General features: G+C 39.3%; 24 protein-coding genes. 23 read left to right on the forward strand and 1 reads right to left on the reverse strand.

Annotated elements, in window-relative coordinates:
* Positions 1–119: 119 nt before the first annotated feature.
* A complete protein-coding gene (locus AA980_RS10015; RefSeq protein ID WP_082195695.1) occupies positions 120–851 on the reverse strand; it encodes a MurR/RpiR family transcriptional regulator in 732 nt (243 codons plus the stop codon).
* An 81-nt stretch (positions 852–932) separates the two neighbouring features.
* Here AA980_RS10015 and AA980_RS10020 point away from each other — a divergent pair, with 81 nt between their 5' ends.
* The 23 genes from AA980_RS10020 to AA980_RS10135 all read left to right on the forward strand — a co-directional run bounded on the left by AA980_RS10020 (position 933) and on the right by AA980_RS10135 (position 25,882).
* On the forward strand, positions 933–2,072 hold the full coding sequence (locus AA980_RS10020; RefSeq protein WP_024027226.1) for a glycerate kinase family protein: 1,140 nt from the start codon (positions 933–935) through the stop codon (positions 2,070–2,072).
* A gap of 191 nt (positions 2,073–2,263) precedes the next feature.
* Positions 2,264–2,911, forward strand: coding sequence for a GntR family transcriptional regulator (locus tag AA980_RS10030; RefSeq protein WP_024027228.1), 648 nt, complete (start codon positions 2,264–2,266; stop codon positions 2,909–2,911).
* A gap of 86 nt (positions 2,912–2,997) precedes the next feature.
* The gene (locus tag AA980_RS10035; protein WP_024027229.1) at positions 2,998–4,158 is read left to right on the forward strand and encodes an MFS transporter; all 1,161 of its coding nucleotides are present in this window, start codon (positions 2,998–3,000) and stop codon (positions 4,156–4,158) included.
* 153 nt (positions 4,159–4,311) lie between these two features.
* Entirely contained in the window at positions 4,312–5,220 is a 909-nt protein-coding gene (locus AA980_RS10040) for a DUF6282 family protein (protein ID WP_024027230.1), read from the forward strand.
* Positions 5,221–5,256: 36 nt separating this feature from the next.
* Positions 5,257–5,988, forward strand: a complete 732-nt coding sequence (locus tag AA980_RS10045; protein ID WP_024027231.1) for a PIG-L deacetylase family protein — start codon at positions 5,257–5,259, stop codon at positions 5,986–5,988.
* Positions 5,988–6,701, forward strand: coding sequence for a 4-carboxy-4-hydroxy-2-oxoadipate aldolase/oxaloacetate decarboxylase (locus AA980_RS10050; protein ID WP_024027232.1), 714 nt, complete (start codon positions 5,988–5,990; stop codon positions 6,699–6,701). The genes AA980_RS10045 and AA980_RS10050 overlap by 1 nt, the downstream gene beginning before the upstream one ends.
* Before the next feature lie 224 nt (positions 6,702–6,925).
* Positions 6,926–8,308 (forward strand): MFS transporter, encoded by a 1,383-nt coding sequence (locus AA980_RS10055; RefSeq protein WP_024027233.1) that lies wholly within the window; start codon positions 6,926–6,928, stop codon positions 8,306–8,308.
* A gap of 459 nt (positions 8,309–8,767) precedes the next feature.
* On the forward strand, positions 8,768–9,349 hold the full coding sequence (locus AA980_RS10060; RefSeq protein ID WP_047771525.1) for an REP-associated tyrosine transposase: 582 nt from the start codon (positions 8,768–8,770) through the stop codon (positions 9,347–9,349).
* A 372-nt stretch (positions 9,350–9,721) separates the two neighbouring features.
* Positions 9,722–10,351 (forward strand): hypothetical protein, encoded by a 630-nt coding sequence (locus tag AA980_RS10065; protein WP_024030073.1) that lies wholly within the window; start codon positions 9,722–9,724, stop codon positions 10,349–10,351.
* Between the two features lie 348 nt (positions 10,352–10,699).
* Positions 10,700–11,353, forward strand: coding sequence for a zinc ribbon domain-containing protein (locus AA980_RS25770; RefSeq protein ID WP_024030074.1), 654 nt, complete (start codon positions 10,700–10,702; stop codon positions 11,351–11,353).
* Positions 11,354–11,794: 441 nt separating this feature from the next.
* Positions 11,795–12,475 carry a transaldolase family protein gene (locus tag AA980_RS10075; protein WP_024030075.1) on the forward strand — a complete coding sequence of 227 codons (681 nt, stop codon included), beginning with the start codon at positions 11,795–11,797 and terminating at the stop codon, positions 12,473–12,475.
* A gap of 406 nt (positions 12,476–12,881) precedes the next feature.
* Positions 12,882–13,604, forward strand: coding sequence for a (Fe-S)-binding protein (locus tag AA980_RS10080; RefSeq protein ID WP_024030076.1), 723 nt, complete (start codon positions 12,882–12,884; stop codon positions 13,602–13,604).
* Between the two features lie 85 nt (positions 13,605–13,689).
* Positions 13,690–15,114, forward strand: coding sequence for a LutB/LldF family L-lactate oxidation iron-sulfur protein (locus tag AA980_RS10085; protein ID WP_024030077.1), 1,425 nt, complete (start codon positions 13,690–13,692; stop codon positions 15,112–15,114).
* Position 15,115: 1 nt separating this feature from the next.
* A complete protein-coding gene (locus AA980_RS10090; RefSeq protein ID WP_024030078.1) occupies positions 15,116–15,835 on the forward strand; it encodes a LutC/YkgG family protein in 720 nt (239 codons plus the stop codon).
* Between the two features lie 30 nt (positions 15,836–15,865).
* Positions 15,866–17,374, forward strand: a complete 1,509-nt coding sequence (locus AA980_RS10095; RefSeq protein ID WP_024030079.1) for a xylulokinase — start codon at positions 15,866–15,868, stop codon at positions 17,372–17,374.
* 289 nt (positions 17,375–17,663) lie between these two features.
* On the forward strand, positions 17,664–18,095 hold the full coding sequence (locus AA980_RS10100) for an RbsD/FucU family protein (RefSeq protein ID WP_024029854.1): 432 nt from the start codon (positions 17,664–17,666) through the stop codon (positions 18,093–18,095).
* Positions 18,096–18,338: 243 nt separating this feature from the next.
* On the forward strand, positions 18,339–19,841 hold the full coding sequence (locus AA980_RS10105; protein ID WP_034724665.1) for a sugar ABC transporter ATP-binding protein: 1,503 nt from the start codon (positions 18,339–18,341) through the stop codon (positions 19,839–19,841).
* A 31-nt stretch (positions 19,842–19,872) separates the two neighbouring features.
* Complete coding sequence (locus AA980_RS10110) at positions 19,873–20,859, forward strand: ABC transporter permease (RefSeq protein ID WP_024029852.1); 987 nt, start codon at positions 19,873–19,875, stop codon at positions 20,857–20,859.
* Positions 20,860–20,951: 92 nt separating this feature from the next.
* Positions 20,952–21,905: an ABC transporter substrate-binding protein gene (locus tag AA980_RS10115; protein WP_152681128.1), complete on the forward strand. Its 954-nt coding sequence runs from the start codon at positions 20,952–20,954 to the stop codon at positions 21,903–21,905.
* 77 nt (positions 21,906–21,982) lie between these two features.
* Positions 21,983–22,720 (forward strand): SDR family oxidoreductase, encoded by a 738-nt coding sequence (locus tag AA980_RS10120; protein WP_024029850.1) that lies wholly within the window; start codon positions 21,983–21,985, stop codon positions 22,718–22,720.
* A gap of 12 nt (positions 22,721–22,732) precedes the next feature.
* Complete coding sequence (locus AA980_RS10125) at positions 22,733–23,716, forward strand: Gfo/Idh/MocA family protein (protein ID WP_024029849.1); 984 nt, start codon at positions 22,733–22,735, stop codon at positions 23,714–23,716.
* A gap of 19 nt (positions 23,717–23,735) precedes the next feature.
* Complete coding sequence (locus AA980_RS10130; protein WP_024029848.1) at positions 23,736–24,386, forward strand: class II aldolase/adducin family protein; 651 nt, start codon at positions 23,736–23,738, stop codon at positions 24,384–24,386.
* 23 nt (positions 24,387–24,409) lie between these two features.
* Positions 24,410–25,882, forward strand: coding sequence for a rhamnulokinase (locus AA980_RS10135; protein WP_024029847.1), 1,473 nt, complete (start codon positions 24,410–24,412; stop codon positions 25,880–25,882).
* Positions 25,883–25,900 lie beyond the last annotated feature (18 nt).

Raw genomic sequence — 25,900 nt, forward strand, 5'->3', positions numbered from 1 at the left:
GTAAGTGTTTTCATCTCATGGGTCTATCGTAACAAAAATAAAAATAAGAAGAATGAATCTTCTTATTTTTACACATTGGGGCCATGATTAAGCGTTTTCATGTGTATTTTTACACATTTTTAATAATGGTCCCAATAATATTGAGATAATGCCTGTAATACCACCATAACCGGGGTTCGGTCGGTGATATTATAGCCGTTCTTTATTTTTTTAGGTGCATAGCAATATAAATTGACTGTGGCTGTTTCTTGAAGAGAGTTCCGCGTGAAGTGTGTTAAGGAAATAATCGGCGTCTCCCTTTGTTTTGCTCTTTCAGCCATTTCAAGGATTTGCGCTGTTTCACCAGATAAGCTAATTAAGAAAAGTAGGTCATTTTTATTCATTTGATCAAGCATATGAAGCATTTCATGGCGATGGATATAGTGTTCGGAGGTTTTCCCAACTACTCGTAAATTTCGGACCATCATTTCACAGAAATCGGCACTGTCGCCAACGCCAAAGAATAGGACATGCTTTGCATCGTGAATCATTTTAGCGACTGTTTCGATCAGTTCCGCATCGCTAAGTTCAAAGGTTTTTTGAATAAAATAATAGGAGCCATCCTCAGTTGCGGGTTTAGTCGACTCGAGTTCTTCCTTAATACTATTTTTCAGGTGTGAAAAACCATCATAGCCAAGCTTTTTAGAAAGTCTTGTAATCGTATTTGGGACAGTAAATAGACGGGCTGCTAGGCTTTGGATTGATTGGTTCACGAAGTCCTTTTTGTTGTTTACAATATATTCTATAATTTGGTCGTCAGTATCATTTAATTTATATTCAAATTTATGGACGCGTTCTTCAAATTGCATCATATTTCACCTCGATGGTTTCTATTATATCAAACAAGAAAGTGATTTCACTAAGGTTCTAACTAGGTTTGGGAGGGATTAAGATTGAAAATTTTAATAGCGATGGATTCGTTGAAAGGAAGTCTTTCATCGATTGAAGCAAATAGCGCGATAGCGGAAGGGTTTTTACAGGCGAGTGCTGACTTCGATGTTCAAACAATGCCGATTGCTGATGGCGGGGAAGGAACGGTTGAGGCGCTTGTTCTTGCTAGTAATGGCAGGTTTGTTGATACGGTTGTGACAGGACCATTGGGGAAGTCAGTGAAGGCAAGATACGGAATTTTAGGCGATGGGACAACAGCTGTCATCGAGATTGCTGAAGCCTGTGGATTGCCCTTATTAACGAAGGAAGAGCGTAATCCTCTACTCACAACTTCTTATGGTGTCGGAGAGCTGATTTTGGCTGCGATTGAAAAGGGCTGCCGCGACTTTATTATTGGTCTTGGCGGCAGTGCAACCAACGATGCAGGAGTTGGAATGCTTCAGGCTTTAGGATACCAATTCCTCACTAAGGAAGGTGCGCTAGTTGGACTTGGTGGAGCGGAGCTGAAGAACATTGTTAGCATTGATGGGAATGCGGTTTCTGAGCAAGTAAGGAACGCGAGGTTTCGTGTTGCATGTGATGTCAATAACCCGCTCTATGGAACCAATGGTGCCGCCTACATTTACGGACCACAAAAGGGAGCAACGGCTGAAATCGTTAAGGATTTAGATGAAGGTCTTAAATGCTTTGGAGATGTTGTATTAGATCAGTTAGGTACGGATTTGCAGAAAATCCCGGGCGCTGGTGCTGCGGGTGGCTTGGGTGGAGCTTTTGCTGGTTTCTTGCAGGCTGAGTTAGAATCAGGTGTTGGATTAATACTTGAACTGGCCCGCTTAGAGGAAGCGCTTCGTGAAGTGGACTTAGTGATTACAGGCGAGGGAAAGCTGGATGGACAAACCTCGATGGGAAAAGCCCCTGCAGGAATTGCACGTTTAGCAGGTAAGTACGGAATTCCGGTGATTGCCCTTGCTGGTGACGTATCGGAGGGCAATCGCTCTTTGCAAGATTTAGGAATCACAGCATATTTTACGATTGTGGGTGGGCCAGTTGATTTAGAAGAGGCGATGAAGCCAGCACATACCCGCTTAAATCTTAGGAGGACTGCTGAGCAAATTGGGAGGATTTTAAGGATAACTTGTTGAATCCCGGTGCCAGATTCCGGTGCCTGTCACGCCCCGAATAATGTCGAATTCTTCGACATTATTCGGGTAGTGACAGGCACTTTTTTTTTTATTCTTTTGGAAGTTGGAAGAAAACAAAATCTAGGGAGCTTGATTGTTGAACAATATTGTTTTAAAATTTTTATTAGTATGAAAAGTAACGGAGGGAAAATATGAGTAAGCAACTAGCAGTGGAGAATGCCTATTTATTTTTGAAACAAAGGATATTGGATGGAACTTATAAACCTTCGGAAAAGTTAAATGAGCTTGAACTTACTGAAGCAATAAAAGTTTCTCGAAATACCGTAAAGAAGGCTCTTCTAATGCTTGAACAAGAAAATCTAGTTAAGATGGAGAAAAATAAAGGAGCTTATATTAAATCTTTTACATTAGAGGAGATTATTAATTATTTAAAGATAAGGGAAGTACTCGAAGGACTCGTCATAAAGGATGCAACAGTGAACATAACAGCGTCAGATTTGCATGAGATGGAAAACATTCTACAAACTATGGGGGATTATTTGAAAGAAAATCTTTTTGATGAATATTCCAATCTGAATAAAGAATTTCATAATATCATTTATGGTGCAACTACTAATACTCAAGCAGTTGAGATGATCAGGATGTTGAAAATACAGCTGTCTAGATTCCACCTAAGGACCATCCTCGTACCAGGTAGGAATGCTGAATCGTATGAAGAGCATAAAAATATCGTTGCAGCATTAAAAAATCGTGATGAGAATGCCGCGGAAGAAGCTGTGAAAAAACACATTGCTAATGTTAGGTTAACGATAGAAAAAAATTATATGTACCTACTGTAATCAATTATTGAAAGGGACCTGTTCATTAGCATTGGTCCTTTTTGAATATTCGTTACTAGAAACGATAATAATTGGGAGGAATTAAGATGACACTTAGGAACGTTATGATTATTACGTTTGGTTTTCAGACAGTTATTAATCTTACTAGACCAATTATAACTTTATATGCATTACATATGGGATCCACGGCCTTTGACATCGGTATTCTGACAGCCTCCTATTCACTTCTTCCACTAATCTTTGCCATTCAAGCTGGTAAAATCGCAGATAAAGTTGGTGATCGTTTACCAATATTATTAGGTTCGTTGGGAATCACAATTGGCATGCTTATACCATTTATGTTTGCTTCGATGTGGTCTTTATATGTCAGCCAGTTTATTGTAGGACTCGCAAATGTTTTTCTTGTTGTTTCATTACAAAATGTACTTGGAAACACGGCATCAAAAGAAAATCGAGATTACTACTTTAGTATGTTTGGAATGGCTGTTGCAGCAGGTGCTTTACTTGGGCCTCTATTAGGAGGCTATATTTCTGAGCATCTATCCTATACTACGGCCTTTCTTGTTTCTATTTTTATCAGTTTTATCCCGATTGCCTTCTCTTTTTATATACCAGTTGTGATTAGGGAAAAGCAACAAAAGAAAAGCACTATCCTTTCTTCAATCGGCTTGTTAAATATCTCTATCTTACGTAAAGCTTTATTTTCAAGTGCTTTAGTATTGTATTCTAAGGACATCTTTATTGCCTATTTTCCGTTGTTTGCTAAACAAAATCATATTTCCGAGTTTATTATTGGGTGGATCATATCCATTCAAGCACTTGCTATGATTATCGTTCGTTTTATTTTGCCAAAACTAACAAATTTTTTAGGAAGAGATAGAATTTTATCCATTTCTATTATTGTCGCTGGAGTCTCTTTCATTCTACTTCCATTCACTGAAAATGTGATAATACTAGGTTTATTAAGCTGTTTAATGGGATTTGGGCTTGGTTGTGGACAACCGCTATCCATGACGATAACCTATAATGCCTCACCAAAAAATAGGACGGGAGAGGTTCTTGGACTTCGTCTCTCAACAAATAGACTTTCTCAAATGATTGCACCTGTCTTTTTTGGCTTAGTTGGTTCTTGGGTAGGGGTCATCTCCGTGTTCTTTATAAGTGGAGCCTTTTTACTTGGAGGGACACTTTTTGTCAAATCAGGAAAAGATAAACCGAAGGCTTCTAATCATTTAAATCATTCCTAATTTATCAGGATGACAAATGTTACTCAATTGCTCGAATTGTTTTTTGAAAATTCATGAAGTTAGGTTGACAGCTTTCAGAATATAAACTAAAATCGAATTGTAAACAAAATTGTTGAACAATATTGTAGATTAAAGTGGAAGGGTGATTTTGAGATGTATGATGATTTATTAAAAGGTGCCTATGATCTTCATGTCCATACTGGTCCAGATGTTATGTCTAGAAAACTAGATGATTTAGAGATGGCTGAGCGTGTTCAAAAAGCTGGGATGAAAGGTTACGGAATTAAATCGCATTATTTTTGCACGGCTGAAAGAGCAAAATTAGTCAACAAAGCCTTTCCGAATGTAAACGCTATCGGGGCATTATGTTTAAACAATTCAGTGGGGGGACTTAATCCACTAGCAGCTGAAATGGCAGCCCGTGATGGAGCGAAAATTATTTGGATGCCAACATTTGATGCGACAAATGAACAAGAACATTTCAAGAATGGAAAGCATGAGAAACTTCCATACTGGGCAAAACTCCAAATGGAATTAATTGAACAAGGAAAAACACAATCAAGTATTACAATTTTAGAGGACGGGAAATTAAAAAAAGAAGTATATGACATTCTTGATGTCATTGTGCAATATGACTTAATTTTAGCAACTGGTCACCTTGGTAAAGAAGAAACAGTTAAGTTAATAAAGGAAGCAAGAAAAATGAATGTTAATAAAATTGTGGTCACACACCCTAACTTTCCATCTATTAATTTTACAAAAGAAGAACAAAAAGAGTTAGCAGAGTTAGGCGCTTTTATGGAATATTGTTTCACTACACCACATTCCAATAAAACGACATGGGATGCTGTATATGAAGAAATAAAATTTGTAGGGCCTGAAAGAAGTATTTTATCAACAGATTTGGGACAGCCAGCAGGACCGTATCCTGATGAAGGTTTATATATCTTTGTGACTAATTTGTTAGAGAATGGATTTACTAAAGAAGAAGTGAAACAAATGACCGTTGAAAACACAGGATTTTTAGTAGAAGGATATTCTCATAAAAAAGTATTGATCTAGGGGGAAAAAATCTCATAGAAAGAAGGGGAAATAATAATGATTGATCATAATACAAACTTGCTTGTCGTAAGTGCTCATGCAGCGGACTTTGTTTGGAGAGGCGGTGGCACAATTGCGAAGTATGTAAAACATAATGCAAATGTTTCTCTTGTTATCTTAAGCTATGGTGCTCGAGGTGAATCAAACGATCTGTGGAATATCGATGGGCAAACATTAGAAAATGTAAAAAGGATCCGAAGGGAAGAAATTGAAAAAGCAGCAGGATATTTTGGTGTGACTAATCTGGAGATCTGGGATTTTGAAGATTACCATATGTCTTTTGATAAAGAACGGATGGACCGGATGGTAACGAAAATTAGAGAGGTTAAGCCACATCATATTTTAACTCACGGTCCAAGGGATGCTTTTAATCCGGACCATGAAGCAGTATCAAAATTTGTCTTTGATGCAAGTGTTCTATCCACTTCTAACGGTGTTCGAATAGAAGGAACACAAACGGCTAAACAGGCTCAACTATTTGGCTTTGAACCACATCAATCTGAAATTAGCGACTTTAAACCAGAAGTGATCATCGATATTACAGAAGTATACGAGCAGAAAGAACAAGCAATGAACTGTTTTAAAGCTCAACAACATCTAATTGATTATTATGGTTCCAAAGCGAAACTTCGAGGAAATCATGCTAGAAGGTGCTCTGGTAATAAAGAATATAAATATGCAGAAGCTTTCAGTCGATTCTTCCCATATGTTGGAGGGGAATTTGTCTAATGAAAAAATATATCATCAAAAATATTGAACGCCCTGATCCACGAATCATCGGTGATTTTAAAAGATTTGATGTATCTACAGTTTACGAAGCTCAAGGGAAAAGAGGGCTTATGAATTACGAGTTAAAACCTGTCATTCCTGGAGCATCCATCTGTGGACCGGCTGTAACCGTTGTATGTCAAGCAGGGGATAATTTAATGATTCATGCTGCCATTGAGGTCTGTCAGCCGGGAGATATTCTGGTTATTACCACGATAGGTGAGAGTATCTCCGGCATGATTGGTGAACTTATCGTGACAGCATTGATCAAAAAAGGTGTTCAGGGCGTTATCATTAGTGCTGGTATTCGTGATGCAGCTCAAATTAGACAGCTAGGATTTCCAATTTGGTCCAAGGCTATCTATTCAGAAGGGACTACCAAAGTTAAGGCTGGTTGGGTTAATGCCCCTGCGATTTGTGGAGGAATTGAAGTGAAACCAGGAGACCTGATTATGGCAGATGATGATGGTGTCGTTCTTGTGAAAAAAGATGAAGTGGAAGAAGTATATCATCGGGCTGACAAGAGGGTTTTAAAGGAAGAAGGGACAAAGAAAAAAATAGCTAATGGTGAACTCAGCTTGGACTTTTATAACTTAAGAGAAACGTTGGCTAAAGAAAACGTCATGTATTATGACAATAAGGAAGAAATGGAAAAAGGCTATCAAAAAGTGTAATAACTAATCTAATTTACCCAAGAATAGTAACTATTCAAACTAGGTATTTGAAATTCATTGATTCTGCTCCTTTTATAAGACTACTAGTTTTCATCCAGAAAGTAATGGAGCAGAATCAACTGAGTTTTTTTGAAAATATGAAAGGGTTTACATGTGGTGAGAAGCATCTTGTTCTATCACTGAGCAAGGAAATATTAACTTTTTAGAAATAGAGGTGTTGAATATTGGTTAATCCAGCTAGGAATTCAAATGCACAAAACAGGTTAAATCGTCTTACAATTACAAAACGACATAAAGTAATCTTATTTGCTCTTTCGTTTGCCTACTTTTTTGAATTCGCTGATGTAAATACATTTGCGGTTACTGCTCCTAAACTAATTCAAGTCTGGGGCATTTCAGTAAATACGATCGCCTATATTACATCGATTACATTTTTGGGCATGTTCTTGGGGTCTATTGTAGGTGGTTGGATAACTGATAAACTTGGAAGAAAAAAAGGTTTAAGTAGCACAGTTATCTTCTTTTCAATTTTTTCCTTGTTAACTTCAATAAGCTGGGATCCAATATCATTAGGATTTTTCCGCTTTTTAACAGCAATGGGGCTTGCAGCAATGACGATAGCTGCTAATACTTATATTAGTGAGATCTTTCCTGCAAAATCGAAAGGTAAGTTCCAAGCTTTAGCTATTATGGTTGGGATTTGTGGAACTCCAGCTACATCTTGGATTGCTCGTTTTATTATTCCTCTAAGTGATAATTCATGGAGATTAATATTTATTTGGGGGGCCCTCGGAATCGTATTTTTATTTTTTAGCCGTAAAATCGTTGAATCTCCAAGTTGGTATGAGAGTCGCGGAAAATATGAAGAAGCGAATAAAGTTTTACAACTCCTTGAAAATGAGGCTGAGAAAGAATCAGGGCCTCTTCCTCAACCAGAACCTGCAAAATTAAAAGTAAAAGTTCAACCTATAAAGACGACAGATTTGTTTAAAGGTAAGTTATTAAAAAGTACACTTCTTCTATCAGTATTATGGATCACTCAAACAATTGGCTTCTTTGGATTTTCCAGTTGGGCACCTACATTGTTATTTAAAGAAGGTATCGATATTGAGAAGTCACTAACATATGTGTCTTTAGCGCTTTTAGGAGCACCACTTGGTTCCTTTATTGCTGCCTTAGTTACGGATCGATTTGAACGAAAATGGTTACTCTCCATTACTGGCTTTACGATAGCGCTTTGCGGATTATTTTATGGACTTACTTTTCAACCTATCTTTATTGTAGTCTTTGGAATTTTGCTAAATGTTTTTGAAAGAACCTATACCTCATTAGCCTATTCCTATTCACCTGAACTATTTCCTGTAGAGGCTCGCGCAGTTGGAACAGGTTTTCCGTATGGTGTCGGTCGATTATCAAACATGATTGGTCCAATCCTGATCGGATTTCTTTATACGGGTTACGGATATCAAGTTGTATTCTACTTTATTGCCGGTACTTGGGCGGTTGGAGCGATTACGCTAGCATTATTCGGTCCAAAAACTAAATTTAGTGTCCCACTTCTAGATGACAGGATTTCGGGGTCGGATCCTCATCCGGCTAAAGTTTAAACATTTCGGTGCCTGTCACGAACGGTGCCTGTCACGCCCCGAATTTTCTTGTTTCACAGTGCTGTTCCACGGAATCACTCTTTAGGGCCACCAAAAAGAATTAAGCCAGAAATAACACAGGGAGATTACCTGTGTTATTTCTGGTCTTTTCTGTTTATAGATTCCAACTTTACTCCCCATAAGTTGCACAACCGCTGAATTCCGGTGAACTCCAGTGTCACGCCTCGGATTTTGTCGAAAATTAAAATATAAAGATTGTCGTTTTTTCGTATTTCTTTGAAGGACTTTTAAGTTTATTGTAGAAAAATATTTAATATAAGCCCGCTAACTCTCTTTTGGACTCCGTATACCTTCATCAATTCCTTTATTGATTCAATTCCTATTTCACGCTTCATTTAATTATTTTCAACATATTTTGTTAGTTTAAAAAAACAACAATCTGTAGCGAGGGAGATATAAATGTCACGTCAGAAAAGAATTTGGATACCTAATCGTTTTTACCATATTGTTTGTAGGGGCAACCGGCGGGATCCGCTTTTTCGAAATGCAACTGATTTTCAAGCTTTTTTGCACATCCTGAATCAACTTCATGAGAAAGTTCCTTTTGAAATGGCCTCCTATTGTTTAATGACCAATCATTATCACCTGCAGATTCGTTCCCCAGAAATCCCTTTCTCAAAACTTATGTCTCTTATCAACAAACGGTACGCAAACTATTACAATGCAAAGTACCGGTTAACAGGACATGTTTATGAAAAGCGCTATTTTGACAAAGTGATTGAAGATAAAGAGGCCTTGTTAGAGGTCAGTCGCTACATTCATCTAAATCCTGTTGAAGCGAAGATGGTCAGGCAGCCTGAATACTATCCTTGGAGCAGCTATTATTTGTTTAAGTATCCAAGAGCGGTACAACCCAGTTTTATGAATATTGATCGATTACTAGATCTCTATGAAGGGACCTTGGAACAGAAGAAGGCAAAGTATTGCCTTAGAGTCAGGGGTGATAGTGGCAGAAGGGAAGAAATAAAAACTAAATCATGAAATCATGGAGACGGATCTGGCGGCTTTTTGTTCCAACGATTATTTCACGACTTCTTTATCAATCGGCTCTTTCAAGAGCCATAACCGTATCAATCCTCTATTTTTAAAAATTTACCTTAAAGATTAATCCTTATTCCCACTGCACCTATAATCAAATACCATCGATGAGAGACAAATCTATGTTAATCAAACGTTTAATTAACTGACAAAGATTTTAGCGACTTACCCTACCAAGTAGATGAAATTGGCGATTTTTACAAAGATAGACAAATTTTTAGTTATTTCTACCTAGTTATGTAAATATATGTGGTATAATGGCAAAGGATTTCAAATTTTAAAAAGAAAGAGATATTTATTCAGGGGGTTATTGTGTTGAAAAAGATTTTCTTTTCATGTCTTTTGTCAGTTTTTTTACTAGTAGCATTATCTGCGTGTAGTGATCAAGCTGATGCACCAGCATCAAAATCTAGCGATGAGAAAAAATCAGAAGAAACAAAATCTGTGAAAAAGGAAAAAGATCGTTCTGCTGATGAATTATATGCTTATGGATTGTCTGAAGATCTACCTTTAATCACAGATGATTTTCTTAAATTAGAGCAAGTGTCATATGATTTCATTGTAAAAAATCATACACTTTTTCCATCAAAAACGGATAAAGATGTACAAAAGGTCAAACAAATGACGGATGATTCCATCAATTACAAACTGCTTAATAAAAATGCAACACCATATTTTGAAAAAGTTGCTTCGTTTGAAGGAGACGTCGTTACTGTTGAAGAAAAGAATCTAGATAATAATGAAGTGGTTTCAGTTTTACATATAATAGATGATGAAGAGAACAACTATCAAATTCTTATGTATAAGAGTACTGGAGATATCCTTGAAGAAGATCGAGTGCGTTTCTGGGGATTACCTTTAGGGGGCTCTTCGTTTGAAAATGTATCGGGTGGATCAACGAACGTACAGGTATTCTTCGGTGCAACAGTAGAAAAAGTACAATAATTGACAATGAGAATTTAAAGTGGTTAAAGTGAGGGCTTAGCCAAATGCGAATACAGCAAAGACATGCGGTACCTATCACCACTCGAATTTTGTAGAAGATTGATAGATTTTTAGGATAGTGTGTTGCAAAGAAACAGGGTGTCAGGCACTATCCAAGGTACCACCCAGAGTTTTTCCTTTGGGTGGTATTGATGTTGGTTTCCGGTGCCTGGCACGCCCCGAAATCAAATTCCTTCTAGCCAGTTTAACGAGTTCTCCAATAAAGGCCTGTCCCATTTGGAGAAAATAACCTATATTTTGGAGTTTTTTAGATATCATTAATTAGGACAAGAGTGAAAGGTGATTTAAATGATAAAATGTATTTCGTGTCATCAAGAAATTGAAAAAGGAAAATTCTGCGGTTATTGCGGGGCATCCCAAGTATGCCTTCAATGCGAACATGAATTATCTGAAACTAGCATATTTTGCTCCAACTGCGGGGCAAAGAGAAATGATCCAAGTCATTTAGATCATATGTCAGCCCCGCCAGTTTCTCAACCTAATCCTTTCGGCCCCGGTTACATGCAGCCAATACCGGCTTCACCAAACAGCGGCCATTTGTCTGATTCGATTAAGATCTGGATCAACAAAATTGGGAAAAGAAATCTCTATATAATTGGTGGAATTATTATTGCTTTAATCGTGGTTGTTAATATGCTTAATGGCGGAAATTCACCAAAGAAAGTGGTGGAAAACTTTATTAAGGCTGTGGATGCTGGGAACATGAAAAAAGCGGCACAATATGTGGATCCCAAGCTTCCATGGAATGCTAATGCTGCATCTAAACCGGCTGGGGCTTCTATTAAAATAAGAAGCATTGTCGAAATGCAGCAAACTGAAGATTACGCCAAGTTGAAAGTAGAGGCTGATATGAAGCCTAAACCGCTTAGAGGAAATCCCGAAACCATCATCTTTGAGTTAAAAAAAATAAACGGCAAATGGTACATTTCGGATATGGATTAGATCCCTTTCGGTGCCTGTCACGCCCCGAAATTTGATAGATTTTGTCGAAGTTTGATAGGTTTTTATATTTGTGGAAAATGATTGTTAGGTTGGTTGTTATGCTTCTTTCCGTTTCGGGAAGGAGGTGCTTTAGCATCTAATGAACTTGTACAACTTACGGGTGCTTTCGTGAAATAAGAAGATTAAAAAAAGGCATAGAGATAGTTGCATCTCTATGCCTTTTTGACTGTGAATTATGCTGAGAAGTAATAGATAATTAGCCGTTCCAATATGGCATATTTACGGAATATTAATAAAATAACAAATTTTATGTTATACTTGGCATGTCGCTTTGGAATGGCCGAAAAAGAATAGTTAACCAATTCGGTGGACTAGGAAAAATAGTATATTAGGTTAGCGTAATAAAATTGGATGGTTTTATAATAACAAGGAGGAAATCGTATGAAATTATTTATTGACTCTGCCGATGTAAAACAAATTGCCTACTTGAATGAATATTATCCCATTTCTGGAGTAACAACGAATCCGTCCCTTATTGTTAGGGAGAATCGCCCATATTTAGAATTGCTTAAGGAAATTAGGGAAGCGATTGGTGAGGAAAAAGAATTATTTGTCCAAGTCATTGGTGATAAAGCGGAAGAAATGGTGGAAGAAGCAAAGTTTGTCCGGCGCCAAGTTTCAGGGGAACTTGTGATTAAAGTCCCTGTGACAGAAGAAGGCATTAAGGCAATAAAGCTTCTGACCGCCGAAAACATTCCTACATTGGCTACAACGATTTATACTTCTTTTCAAGCACTGGTGGCAGCGATGGCGGGAGCAAAATATGTAGCTCCATATGTAAATCGGATTGATAATTTAACTGGCGGTGGCGTAAAAGTTGTTTCAGAGATTTCGAGTTTATTTTCTTCCTATCAATTATCCACAGAGATTATCGCTGCCAGTTTTAAAAATGTCCAACAAGTACATGATGTGTGTCTGGCTGGAGCCGAAAGTGTTACCGTCGGTCCTGAGTTAATTGAAAAGTTTATTGCTTTTCCCGCTACTCCACAGGACGTAACAGTTTTTAAAGAAGAGTGGCAAGGTCAATATGGAAAGGATCAAGCGAATCTTATTATAAAATAAATGCATGGCAATACATAACCTAGGGGTACTAACGGGATCCTTTTAGAAGAGAAACACTAAAAATATAGTATAAATTAGCAGAGGCTGACTCAAAAAGGATGATCATTATCTACCTTTTGGGTCAGCCTCTTTCCATTTTTCTGATTTTATTCCATTCATGTTGTCTTGTGACGGAGACACGGGGACAGGAACCACATCTCATTTTTGTTTACCTGGGTGGAAGTCCTTTAGTATTTTTGTTTTCTTTTGTTTGATTTTGATTTATTATGATAAGTAATAGATTCAATTAAATTGAACTGCATTTTCAACGCAATTAAAGATTAAAGGTCCTCAGCAATAGCAATGATCTTTTTTATTCACCTGTTGATTTACTTGTATTTTAAGAAGGCTAGGGAGATGTAGAAGTATGAAGGTTGCACTGTTTGCTACATGTTTAGTAGATATGTTTCAAAGTAATGTTGGGAAAGCAACTGTCGAGCTGCTAGAGCGACTTGGTTGTGAAATTGAGTTTCCTGAATCACAAGTATGCTGTGGCCAGCCAGCCTATAATAGCGGCTATGTCAAAGAATCGAAGGAAGCTATGAAGCGAATGATTGACGCCTTTCAAGATGCCGAATATGTCGTCTCTCCTTCGGGTTCGTGTGCCTATATGTTTAAGGAATACCCTCATCTTTTGAAAGACGATCCTGTTTGGGGACCAAAGGCGAAAAAACTGGCAGATAAAACGTATGAAGTAACTCAATTTATTGTCGATGTTTTGAAAGTAGAAGATGTAGGTGCCCAGTTTACAGGCAATGTTACATATCATACCTCTTGTCATATGACGCGGCTTTTAGGCGTGAAAAATGCACCTATCACTCTTTTAAAAAATGTTAAAGGATTAAAATTGACTGAATTGCCTGGAAAGGAACAATGCTGCGGCTTTGGAGGAACATTTTCAGTAAAAATGGCACAAATTTCGGAGCAAATGGTAGATGAGAAAGTTTGTCACATTGAGGAAACAGGTGCGGATTATTTAATTGGCGCTGATGCAGGATGTTTGATGAATATTGGTGGACGCATCGGACGAACAGGGAAGCCAATCAAGGTTCTTCATATTGTTGAAGTGTTAAACAACCCGATAAAGTGAAGCTTCAATCAATGAGGGTCTTGTTGTCCTGTTAATAAGGGATAAATTGTTAAAATTGAATGCCTTGGAATGGTGGGATGGAAAGATGGCAATGAAAATTGGCAGTCAGCCGTTTAAGCAACGTGTGGACCATGGAATACAAGATTCGTTTATGCGCGGTGCGGTTGCCGGAGCGCAGGATGGGATGGGTGTTAAACGGCAAGCAGCCGCAGATGAATTAGGGAACTGGGAAGAGTGGCGTTCACATGGGGAAGAGATCCGTCAGCATGTCCTTCAATATTTAGATTATTATTTAGAGCAATTAAGTGAGAATGTCACCAAACGCGGTGGGCATGTCTTTTTTGCCCAAACGAAAGAAGAAGCCAATGAGTATATTCGGGGAATAGCTAGACGAAAAAAAGCGAAGAAAATTGTTAAATCAAAATCAATGGTAACGGAGGAAATCAGCTTAAATGCTGCCCTTGAGGAAGAGGGGTGTCACGTAATTGAAACCGATCTTGGTGAATACATCCTCCAAGTAGATGATCACGATCCGCCTTCCCACATTGTGGTTCCAGCTCTTCATAAAAATAAAGAGCAGATTCGTGATGTGTTTAAAGAAAAACTCGGCTACAAAAAAACATCTAAGCCAGAGGAATTAGCCTGGCATGCACGTGAAATGCTACGACAGGAATATCTAACAGCGGATATTGGCATTACCGGCTGTAATTTTGCCGTAGCGGAAACAGGATCATTTAGTTTAGTGACAAATGAAGGGAATGCAGACTTAGTAACAGCGTTGCCGAAAACGCAAATTACGGTCATGGGAATGGAACGGATTGTGCCTACCTTTGAAGAAATGGAAGTCCTTGTTTCGCTGTTAACGAGAAGCGCTGTCGGACAGAAGTTAACAAGTTATATCACCGTGCTTACCGGGCCAAAAGCGGAATTGGATGTGGATGGTCCGGAGGAATTTCATCTTGTCATCGTTGATAATGGCCGCTCAAAGATTCTTGGCGGAGAATTTCAGTCGGTTTTACAGTGTATTCGCTGTGCCGCCTGTGTCAATGTCTGCCCTGTCTATCGTCACGTGGGAGGGCATTCCTATGGATCAATTTATTCCGGTCCGATTGGCGCCGTGTTATCGCCATTACTCGGCGGCTATGACGAGTACAAAGAACTTCCATATGCCTCCACCCTTTGCGGGGCATGTACAGAGGTGTGTCCAGTTAAAATCCCGCTGCATCAACTTCTTCATAAACACCGTGAAGTGATTGTTGAGAAAGAAGGAAAAGCGCCGATATCTGAAAAACTAGCGATGAAGGCATTTGGTTTAGGAGCTGCCTCACCAGCGTTATATAAAATTGGATCCAAGATCGCCCCGACGGCCATGAATCCATTCACGGTTGGCGATAAAATCACCAAGGGACCTGGTCCATTAAAAGCATGGACGGAGATTCGCGACTTCCCATCTCCACATAAGGAACGATTCAGAGATTGGTTTAAGAACCGTGAAAAGGGAGAGAGATAAGATGCATGGAACCATCGAAAATCGGGATCCATTTTTAAATAAAATTGCTAGCCAGCTTGGACGGCCGCGGATTTCCTCTCCGGTCGATAGGCCGAATTGGAAATTCCGGCCTCAAGATGATGTATTAAAGGATGCAACACAGGACGAATTATTGGATGTGTTGAAAGAACAGTGTAAAAAAATCCATACCGACCTTTATGCCGTTGACGTTAAGGATTTACCATCGACCTTGAATGAGATTGTCACCGATTACGGTGGCGGGCCGGTGATCACATGGAAAGATGAACGGTTCTCCCAATGGGGGCTCGATTCCCTGTTTAACGAGGAATGGCCCCAAAAAAATATGGCGGTGTTTGCATGGGATTATCAAAAAGGCGAGGAAAACATCGCAATCGCAGAAACTGCAAATGTTGGGATTACGATTAGTGAGATGACCCTTGCCGAATCGGGTACGGTTGTATTATTTAGCAATGAGAACAAAGGAAGAACCGTCAGCTTTTTGCCAGCAACGAATATCGTGCTTGTTCCGAAAAGTTCATTAGTCCCCCGAATCACGCAAGCTGCAAAGAAAATGCGAGAAATGTATCACGAAACAGGTCACCTTGCTTCATGTATTCAATTGATTACCGGACCGAGTAATTCAGCGGATATTGAGCTCAATCTTGTTGTCGGTGTCCATGGCCCGGTAAAAATGAGCTATATCGTCCTGAACGATCTCTAAGTTTTTCATTCAGAATGTGGAGGGTTAAATATGTCAGATTTTATTCTTGCGCATGACCTGGGAACGACGAACCATAAATGTGTTGTCTTTCATGAGAACGGGGATATCGTTGCATCGGCTTCAAGACCATACCCTACCTTTTATTCGACTGGAGGAGTAGCCGAGCAGGATCCCAACGACTGGTGGAAAAATTTCCTGGACACGACGGCACAGGTATTAAAGGAAATCGATCCGAAAAAAATTGCGGCAATATCCTTCAGTGCCCATATGAACGGTTGCTTGCCAGTCGATCGGAATGGACAGCCGATCATTCGCTCAATCATTCATGCCGATACAAGAAGTAGTGAAATAGAAGCTGAAGTGTATGAAAAAGTTTGTGAAGATCGGTTGTATGAAATCACCGGCAATCGCATTGATTCCCGCTATCCCTTACTAAAAATGTATTGGCTGAAAAAAAAGCACCCAGAAATCTATCGGGAAGCAAGTTTCTTCCTGCAAGCGAAAGATTATTTGGTCTACAAGCTTACAGGAAACTTAGAAATAACCGATTATTCTGATGCCTCATTAACAGGTGCTTTCAATCTTACGTCACGGGTTTGGGAAGCATCGTTATTTAGGGACCTTAATCTTGATATAGCTAAAATGCCGAGCCCGGTCCCTTCTACCGAGATTGTTGGTTATGTTCAAAAAAGTGTAGCAATTGAAACGGGATTGATCGAAGGTACCCCCGTAGTGATCGGAGGGGGAGATGGGGCTTGTGCCACGATTGGTGCAGGGTGTGTGAATAAAGAGGATACGTATATCAGTTTAGGGACAACGGCTTGGGTTTCAAAGGTGGTTGATAAACCCTTTATTGACCCGGAAAAACGAGTGTTTAACCTTTGTGACCTTAATCCGAATTACTATAATGTCCTAGGAACAATGCAAACAGCGGGTGGAGCGTATGAATGGGTGATCAAGCAGTTTTCTTCCATAGTAGACTGGGGAGACATGAGGGTAATACCTGAATATGAACAATTTGAAAAGGAAATGAAACAGGTACCCGCTGGTTCACGTGGAGTCATCTTCCATCCGTACTTGCTCGGTGAGCGCTCTCCGATCTGGAATGATCAAGCTCGCGGAAGTTTTTTCGGATTGAGTGTTGACCATACTCGTTTCGATATGGCTAAAGCAGTGTTGGAAGGAATTGCCTTGTCACTTGGGAGCATTGAAGAAATCATGAATCGTACTCGTTCCACAAACGAAATTCGAATGATTGGCGGGCTGGTGAAGAGTGAAAGTTTTATCCAAATCATTACCGATGTCTTGAACCATCCTGTTCAAGTAGCCAGCAATGCTTCAGAGGCTACTTCTATTGGGGCTGCAATCGCTGGAGGAGTCGGTGTCGGAATGTTTCCGAGTTTTGAGGCTGCGTCCCATATTATGAAGACGGGAAATCGCTTTACGCCAAACGAGCAGCATCGTGATCTATACCAGAAACAATTAGAGCATTTTAAAGAATTATATAATCGTATAAAAGACCTTTCATTCACTAACTGAATCAATCGTATGAGACGTTAATAAACAAATGAAGAAAAGTAGAATTTACTAGTAAATTATGTGTAAAACACATTGTTGATATTGATCACAATGTTGCTCTACGTTTCAGGCGCGAGACTCCTGCGGGAGCAGCGGGACAGGTGAGACCCCGCAGGTGCTTTAGCGCCGAGGAGGCTCACCGCCCGCCCCGCGGAAAGCGAAGCGCCTGGAACGGAGATCAACATTCTCATTTAACACAGCCATAAATAAAAATAAACAAAAATAAATAAAAACAGAAAGGAACTTTGCCATGTTAAAAGGAATACCCAAAATTATGAGCCCGGAGCTTATGAAAGTTCTTTTAGAAATGGGACATGGAGATGAAATTGTCTTAGCGGATGGAAATTTCCCCGCCGCATCATGTGCATCCAGATTAATTCGCTGTGATGGACATGGAGTGAAAGAACTTTTAGACCCAATCTTAACGTTCTTCCCTTTAGATACGTACAGTGAAAACTCAGTTTCCCTCATGCAAGTGGTTGAGGGCGATCCTACTAAGCCGCTTATTTGGAAAGATTATTGCTCCGTCATAAAGAAGCACGATCAACATTTTACCTCCTTTGAAATGCTTGATCGATTTAGTTTTTATGAAAGATCGAAAAAGGCTTATGCGATTGTGGCGACAAGTGAAAACGCTCTCTATGCAAATATTATTCTTAAAAAAGGGGTAGTAGTGGAATAAATGAAGAACTATGAAAATATTCCTATACTATAGGAATAAATGATTAGAAATTTTAAACTTTTTCAAGAATTCAATTGATTTATTTTTGATTTTTTATTAAAATCAAAATAAATAAACAAATATAAAGAATATTTCTTCGTTTTTTATTTGTGTTTATATTGTTTTTTAGTATATAGGTGAACGTTTTTTTTTACTTTGATGATGATAACGGTTTCAAAAAATGATGAGGTAGTAGGTGGTATGATGGGTGAAATTATACTTGAAATGAAGGGAATCAGTAAGGCCTTCCCAGGAGTACAAGCGCTATCAAATGTCGATTTGGAATTGAGATCAGGAGAAGTTCTTGCTCTCTTAGGAGAAAATGGGGCTGGGAAATCTACCTTAATGAAGGTTTTGACCGGTATCTATCAAAAGGATGAAGGCTCAATTGTTTATCAAGGCAAAGAAATAGAAATCCCTGATACAAAAACAGCACAAAGTCTGGGAATTAGTATTATCCACCAGGAACTGAATCTAGCTCCAGATCTTACGATCGCTCAAAATATTTTTATCGGAAGGGAACCAAAAAAAGGCTTCAATCTTTTTTTAGATGAGAAGCAACTGAATAAAATGACCCAAAAGTTGTTTGATCGGTTAAATATAAACTTAAATCCGCGCGAGAAGGTTGAAAATCTTACAGTGGCCAAGCAGCAAATGGTTGAAATCGCCAAAGCACTTTCCTTTGATTCAAAGGTATTGGTGATGGATGAACCAACAGCGGCTTTAACTGATTCTGAAATTGATTCTCTATTTACGATGATTCGAAAATTACGCAGTGATGGGGTTGGGATTATCTATATCTCTCACAGAATGGAAGAATTAAAGAAAATTACCGACCGAGTTTCTGTCATGCGTGATGGGACTTATGTAGGTACAGTGGGAACGAAAGAAACCACAATCGACCAAATCATTGCCATGATGGTTGGCCGTCAAATCTATCATAATCAAAAACCGGAGATCAAAAATCGAAGTCATGAAAAAGTGTTAGAAGTAAAGAATCTCAACAGGGGTAAAACGATTAAGAATGTAAGCTTTGAACTGAATAAGGGTGAAATTCTTGGTTTTGCCGGTCTAATGGGAGCTGGAAGAACAGAAGTAGCCCGAGCGATTTTCGGTGCAGACCCCTTCGATTCAGGTGAAATTAGTATTAAAGGGAAAAAGGTTCAAATCAAAAGCCCGTACGATGCGGTACAAAATGGTATCGGTTATCTCTCGGAGGATCGAAAGCAGTACGGTGTAATGGTTGAGATGGATGTAAAATCAAATGTGGCCATTGCCTCGATGGACGATTTCTTAAATTTAGGATTTATGAATGGCACAAAAATAAATCATCAAGCGAATGAAATGGTGGAATCATTAAAAATTAAAACACCATCCGTACACCAGCTCGTTAAAAATCTTTCGGGCGGAAATCAACAAAAAGTGGTCATCGGTAAGTGGTTAACAAGGAATTCAGATATATTAATTTTTGATGAACCAACCCGAGGAATTGATATTGGTGCCAAAGATGAAATTTATAAATTACTCATTAATTTAGCGGAACAAGGAAAATCCATTATCATGATTTCCTCAGAGCTTCCTGAAATACTTCGATTAAGTCATAGAGTCATTGTCATGTGTGAGGGCATGATTACAGGTGAACTACAAAATGATGACAATATTAGCCAAGAATCAATTATGGCTTTGGCCACAAAACGAGTAGGATAAACAACATTGAATTTCTGAAGGAGTGTAGCTTATGGAGTCACAGGTGGTTTTAAATGAAAAGAAAAAAGTCCAATTGAAATCATCACAGGCAATTCAGCAATTTTTAGCTTTTGCGAGTTTAATCGTTTTAGTTCTTTTCTTTTCATTGGCTTCACCGAATTTCTTTAAATTTGATAACATTGTTGGGATTCTCCTTTCTACATCCGTAATTGGAATCCTTGCTTTAGGCGCAACATTTATCATTATTACTAGTGGAATTGATTTATCAGTTGGGACCGTGATGACGCTTTGCTCTGTCATGGCAGGTATTTTCATCTCAAGTATGGGATTACCTATTATTGTTGGGGTTCTTGGGGGAATTTTAACTGGGGCGACTGCAGGAATGCTCGCCGGTTTAGCAATTGCAAAAATGCGGATTCCGCCATTTATTGCAACGCTTGCAATGATGATGATTGCCAAAGGGTTGGCCCTTGTCATATCAGGCGCTGCACCTATCTATTTTACTTCTTATCCTGCCTTTACAAAAATAGCAATGGGTCAAATGATTCCGGGGATTCCAAATGCGATATTTATCTTTTTCCTTATGGCAATCATTGGAGGAATTCTATTAAATAAAACCATTATTGGCCGCTATACATTTGCAATTGGAAGCAATGAGGAAGCAACTCGCCTATCTGGTGTTAATGTGAATAAGTGGAAAATGATTATTTATATTATTGCCGGGATTTTTACAGGTGTCGCTGGGATTGTGATGGCATCACGCTTAAATTCAGCTCAACCCGCTTTAGGACAAGGCTATGAATTGGAAGCGATTGCAGCGGTTGTAATTGGTGGAACTTCGCTAAGTGGCGGGAAGGGGACCATCTTAGGTACAGTAATTGGAGCTTTAATTATGAGTGTCTTAACGAATGGGTTACGGATTTTATCCGTTCCACAAGAATGGCAGACGGTTGTCGTTGGTGCTGTCATTTTGTTCGCTGTGTATGCAGATGTTTTGCGTAATAAAAAGTCAAAATAATTAGAAGATATTACTCTCGTTTAAGAGACTAATATAAAAAAACTTAGGGGGAATCTCAATTGAAGAAGATAAGCGGTATATTTTTGGGAGCAATGCTACTATTCTCCATCATTTTAAGTGCCTGTTCTTCAGACGAAACAAGCTCTGGCAATTCCGATGGTGGCAAAAAGCAAGATGGGAAACCGTACATTGCAATTATTTCAAAAGGGTTCCAGCACCAGTTCTGGCAAGCTGTAAAGCAAGGTGCGGATAAGGCGGCAAAAGAGTTTGATGTAACGATTACATTTGAAGGTCCTGAAAGTGAATCGCAAGTTGATAAACAAATTGAAATGCTCCGTGCGGTTCTTGATAAAAAGCCAGCAGCTCTTGGTTTTGCTGCTTTAGACAGTCAGGCATCTGTCCCACTTCTGCAAGAAGCAAAGGATAAAAAAATTCCGGTTATTGCGTTTGACTCAGGGGTAGAGGGAGATATTCCGTTAGCAACTGCTGCAACCGATAGCCGAGCAGCTGCAGCGCTTGCAGCTGATAAGATGGCAGAATTAATTGGTCAAAAAGGTGAAATTGCAGTCGTAGCTCACGACCAAGTAAGTAAAACTGGGATTGAACGCCGTGATGGTTTCGTAGATCGAATCAAAGAAAAATACCCTGACATCAAAATTGTTGACATTCAATATGGCGGCGGCGACCATCTGAAATCGACGGATGCTGCAAAAGCCATTATGCAAGCCCATCCAAACCTAAAGGGAATCTTTGGAACAAACGAAGGTTCGGCCATTGGAGTGGTAAATGCTGTATCGGAACTTAATAAAAAGGACATCGTTGTCATTGGGTTTGACTCTGGAAAACAACAAATTGATGCCATTAAAAGCGGTCTAATGGCAGGTGCTATCACGCAGAACCCAATCGGAATTGGTTACGAAACGGTAAAGGCTGCAGTTGATGCACTTAATGGGAAAAAAGTGGAGAAAAACATCGACACTGGGTTCTTCTATTACGATAAATCCAATATTGATGACGAAGAAATCAAGGCTGTTCTTTACGAATAAGTTATAGGGAGGGTGCTCTAAAGCAAGGAGTATCCTCTTTTTTTAAAAGCCATCATTTAGTGGGAGGAGAATTTTAGATGAGCCTTAAAGGTAGAGTTGCTGTTGTCACTGGTGCAGGAAAAGGAGTGGGAAAAGCGCTTAGTAGGAGGTTGCTTTCAGAAGGTGTTACTGTTATAGCGGTCTCGAGAAATGTGGAGGATTTAAACGAATTAGAGAATGAAACAAAAGAAATTCAGGACTCCGCTGAATCAAAATTAATTCCACTTTCAGGCGATGTATCTATAGAAGAAACAGCTGAAGAGGCAGTACATATGATCAAGGAGCAATTTGGTAAAGTTGACATCCTTGTAAACAATGCGGGAATAGGAAAATATGGATTACTAGATGACCTGAGTATTGAGGATTATGATTTGATGATGAATAGCAATATGAGAAGCACGTTCCTTTTTACTAAAGCAGTTCTGCCCTTTATGAAGGAACATCAATACGGACATATTGTCAATGTGGCTTCAGTTGCGGGCAAGAAAGGGCTTCCGAATGAAACGATTTATTGTGCGACAAAATTTGCTCAAGTTGGATTTGCTCAGGCGCTAGATCATGAAGTTCGTCCGTTTGGTATTAAAGTTAGCAGCATTTGTCCAGGAGGGATTAACACTAACTTTGCCATCGGTACAGGAAGGACATTGAATGACCCGGCACTAGAGGAATTTCTCGATGCCGAAGATGTTGTGAAGGCGATTTTATTTATTTTAGAGCAATCACCAAAAAGTAGAATTATAGAATTGTTTATGAGACCGATTTCAGAACCACTGTAAGGGGGATTGACAATGAGTAAGAACATTAAATGGGGGATTCTAAGTACAGCAAATATTGCCGTTGAACAAGTAATTCCAGCTATTCAAAGATCAGCGAATGGCGAAGTTCATGCCATTGCCAGCAGCAGCGGAAAAGCGGCTGCCGTAGCTGCTAAATTTAACATTCCGTCAGTCTATGAAAGTTATGAACAATTACTAGCGGATCCATCAATTGACGCAGTCTACATCCCCTTGCCAAATCATTTGCATTATGAATGGACACTAAAAGCAGCCCGTGCGAAAAAACATGTGTTATGTGAAAAGCCGGCTGCACTGAATCCTGAGAAGGTTGCGGAAATGATTTCCGTTTGCAAGACCAATGGGGTTCACTTCATGGAAGGGTTCATGTACCGTTTTCATCCCCAGCATGAAAAGGTGAAGGAATTAATCGCCAATCATGAAATTGGCGAGATCAAAATGATGCGTGCTGTTTTTTCCTTCTACATGGAAAATCGGGGCGGCAATATCCGTCTAAATCCTGATTTAGGTGGCGGCGCTCTTTATGATATTGGTTGTTATTGTGTAAATTCGATTTGTTATTTATTAGGGAAAGAACCTTTAACAACAAAAATCATTGGTGAGGTCAATCATGATGGGGTGGATACGTCAAGTGTAGCAGTGATGACTTTTCCCAATCATGTGTATACCTCTTTTATGTGCAGTTTTGATGCCACATTAAAAAATGAATATGAAATTATTGGGACGAAAGGAACCATTCGTGTTCCACATGCCTACCGGCCAGATTTAAATTCCGGTAACGGAGTGGTGCAGCTTTTTCAAGAACATGGTTCCAAAGAATTTGTCATTTATGGCGATCAGTATTTATTAGAAGTGGAGCATTTTGCCGATTGTATCCTTAAGGATCGTCAGCCCGTATACACAGGTGAACAAATGCTGGTAAATAGTCAGGTTATTCATTCTCTATTAGGAGAATTGTCCAAGCAAACCGCTAACTAATTTTATTGGGGTGAGAACGATGTCAAAGGTAATCAATGATTTAAGATTGTATGCAGATAAAATTGTCAGATCCGGACTTGTTGTCGGAGCAGGTGGAAACTTAAGTATGAGAGATGGAAAGATTATGTATATTTCTCCAAGTGGCTACGACCTTCAGGAAATTGAAGATCATCAATGGGTACGGGTAGATATTGAATCGGGCGAAGTATTAGATCCTATCAAGCCTTCTTCTGAAGTGCTAATGCATCTTGAATGTTTTCGAAAACGCCCTGACATAGAAGCAGTCCTACATGCCCATCCCAGCTATTCTGTCGGTGTTTCATCTGCTGGTCAAACTATTCCGCACTTATTTCCTGACTTTCCAGCCATGATTCGAAATGTTACTTATCTTGAGTATTTGATTCCTACAACAGAAGTGTTGGCAAATGCGGTTGCAGAGGTCATTCAAGATACGGATGTTGTTGTGATGAGGAATCACGGGGTGCTGACAGTTGGAAAAACAATGAAAGAGGCCTACTTCTTTATGCAGATTATCGAAGAAGCAGCTAAAGTTTATTCTATTGCCTCCACAGTTGGCGTACCGAGAATTCTCACGGAAGAGGAATGTGAGGATTTAAGGAATCTATCATCTGAGAAATTTCGCTCAGAGTTATTAAAGGATTCCAGGTGAATGAAACATAAGGGTGTGAATAAATGAAATACGCATGGGCTTTCGATTTAGGTGCATCAAATGGGCGTTTAATGGTCAGTGGATTTGATGGAAAAAAACTACATTTGGAAGAAATCCATCGATTTTCTAATCATCCTGTTCACTTAACGGGTCACTATTATTGGGACATCCTTAGAATCTACCAGGAAATGAAGAATGGGATGCTTAAAAGTATTCAAAAGGGATATAAGAAGATGGAAAGTTTATCAATTGATACTTGGGGCGTTGATTTTGGATTCATTTCTGCTAATGGTGAGCTCCTTGGTAATCCGTATTCGTATCGAGATCCCCAGACGATCGAAAGTTTTAAAAAAATAATAGAAATTGTTCCAAAGGAAGAACTGTTTCGGCGGACTGGAGTAGAGCCGGCAGCCATTAACACGATTTGTCAATTGTATGCCATAAAGGAGCAAAACCAGCGATTACTTGAAAATGCCGATACCCTTTTGCTTACCCCCAATTTAATTGGCTATTTATTGTCTGGCGTGAAGGCCAATGAATATACGATTAGCACAACAACATCGTTATATCATTTCCATCACCGTCAGTGGGATCACACGCTCATGGAGAAATTAAATCTTCCCTCGAATTTAATGGCGGATATAGTTGAGACCGGAACGGTGCTTGGACCAACTCTTGACTCGATTAATCGTGAAGTTGGAATTTCACCTGTAAAAGTAATTGCTGGAGCGGGTCATGATACTGCTTGTGCGCTGGCGGCATTACCGGTGAAAAAAGAGAATGCTGCGTTTATGAGCTGTGGGACGTGGATACTAATCGGAGTTCAGGTGAGTGAGCCAGTCGTAACGGCAGAAGCATTGGATTGGGGATTCACGAATGAAGGAACGGCAGATGGAGAATATCGACTGCTCAAAAACACGATGGGCTTATGGCTTATTCAGGAATGTCGATCGGCTTGGTTGAAAGAAGGAAAGCCAATTTCCTACGAACAAGAAGATCAATTAATCAGAAAGACAAAACCGTTTCAAACGTTAATCGATCCTGATGATCCTGTTTTCTTTAACCCGGAACACATGCCAAGACAAATTAGGGATTACTGTGTAAAAACAAAACAAAAAACACCAGAGTCAGACGGTGACTTTCTACGTTGTATTTTGGAAAGCTTAGCGCTTAAATACCGGTGGGTCATTGAGAAATTAGAAAAGCTGACAGGTAAGCCAATCGAGAGGATCCATATGGGCGGGGGCGGTATTCAAAACCGTTTTCTCTGCCAATTTACTGCTAATGCGACACAGCGCATGGTCACTGCAGGTCCCATTGAGGCAAGTGCAATTGGAAATTCCTTAACTCAATGGATTGCACTCGGAGAAATGAAGGATTTGCAGGAAGGACGGGAAATCGTTGAACAATCTTTTCCTATGAAGGCGTATGAACCCGAAAATCAATTGGAGTGGCAAGACGCTTATGGAAAGTTTCTTCAATTATTTCGCCATTAAATATAACTGACAAGGAGA

This window comes from Neobacillus vireti, from assembly GCF_001026695.1.
GTDB lineage: Bacteria > Bacillota > Bacilli > Bacillales > Cytobacillaceae > Neobacillus > Neobacillus vireti.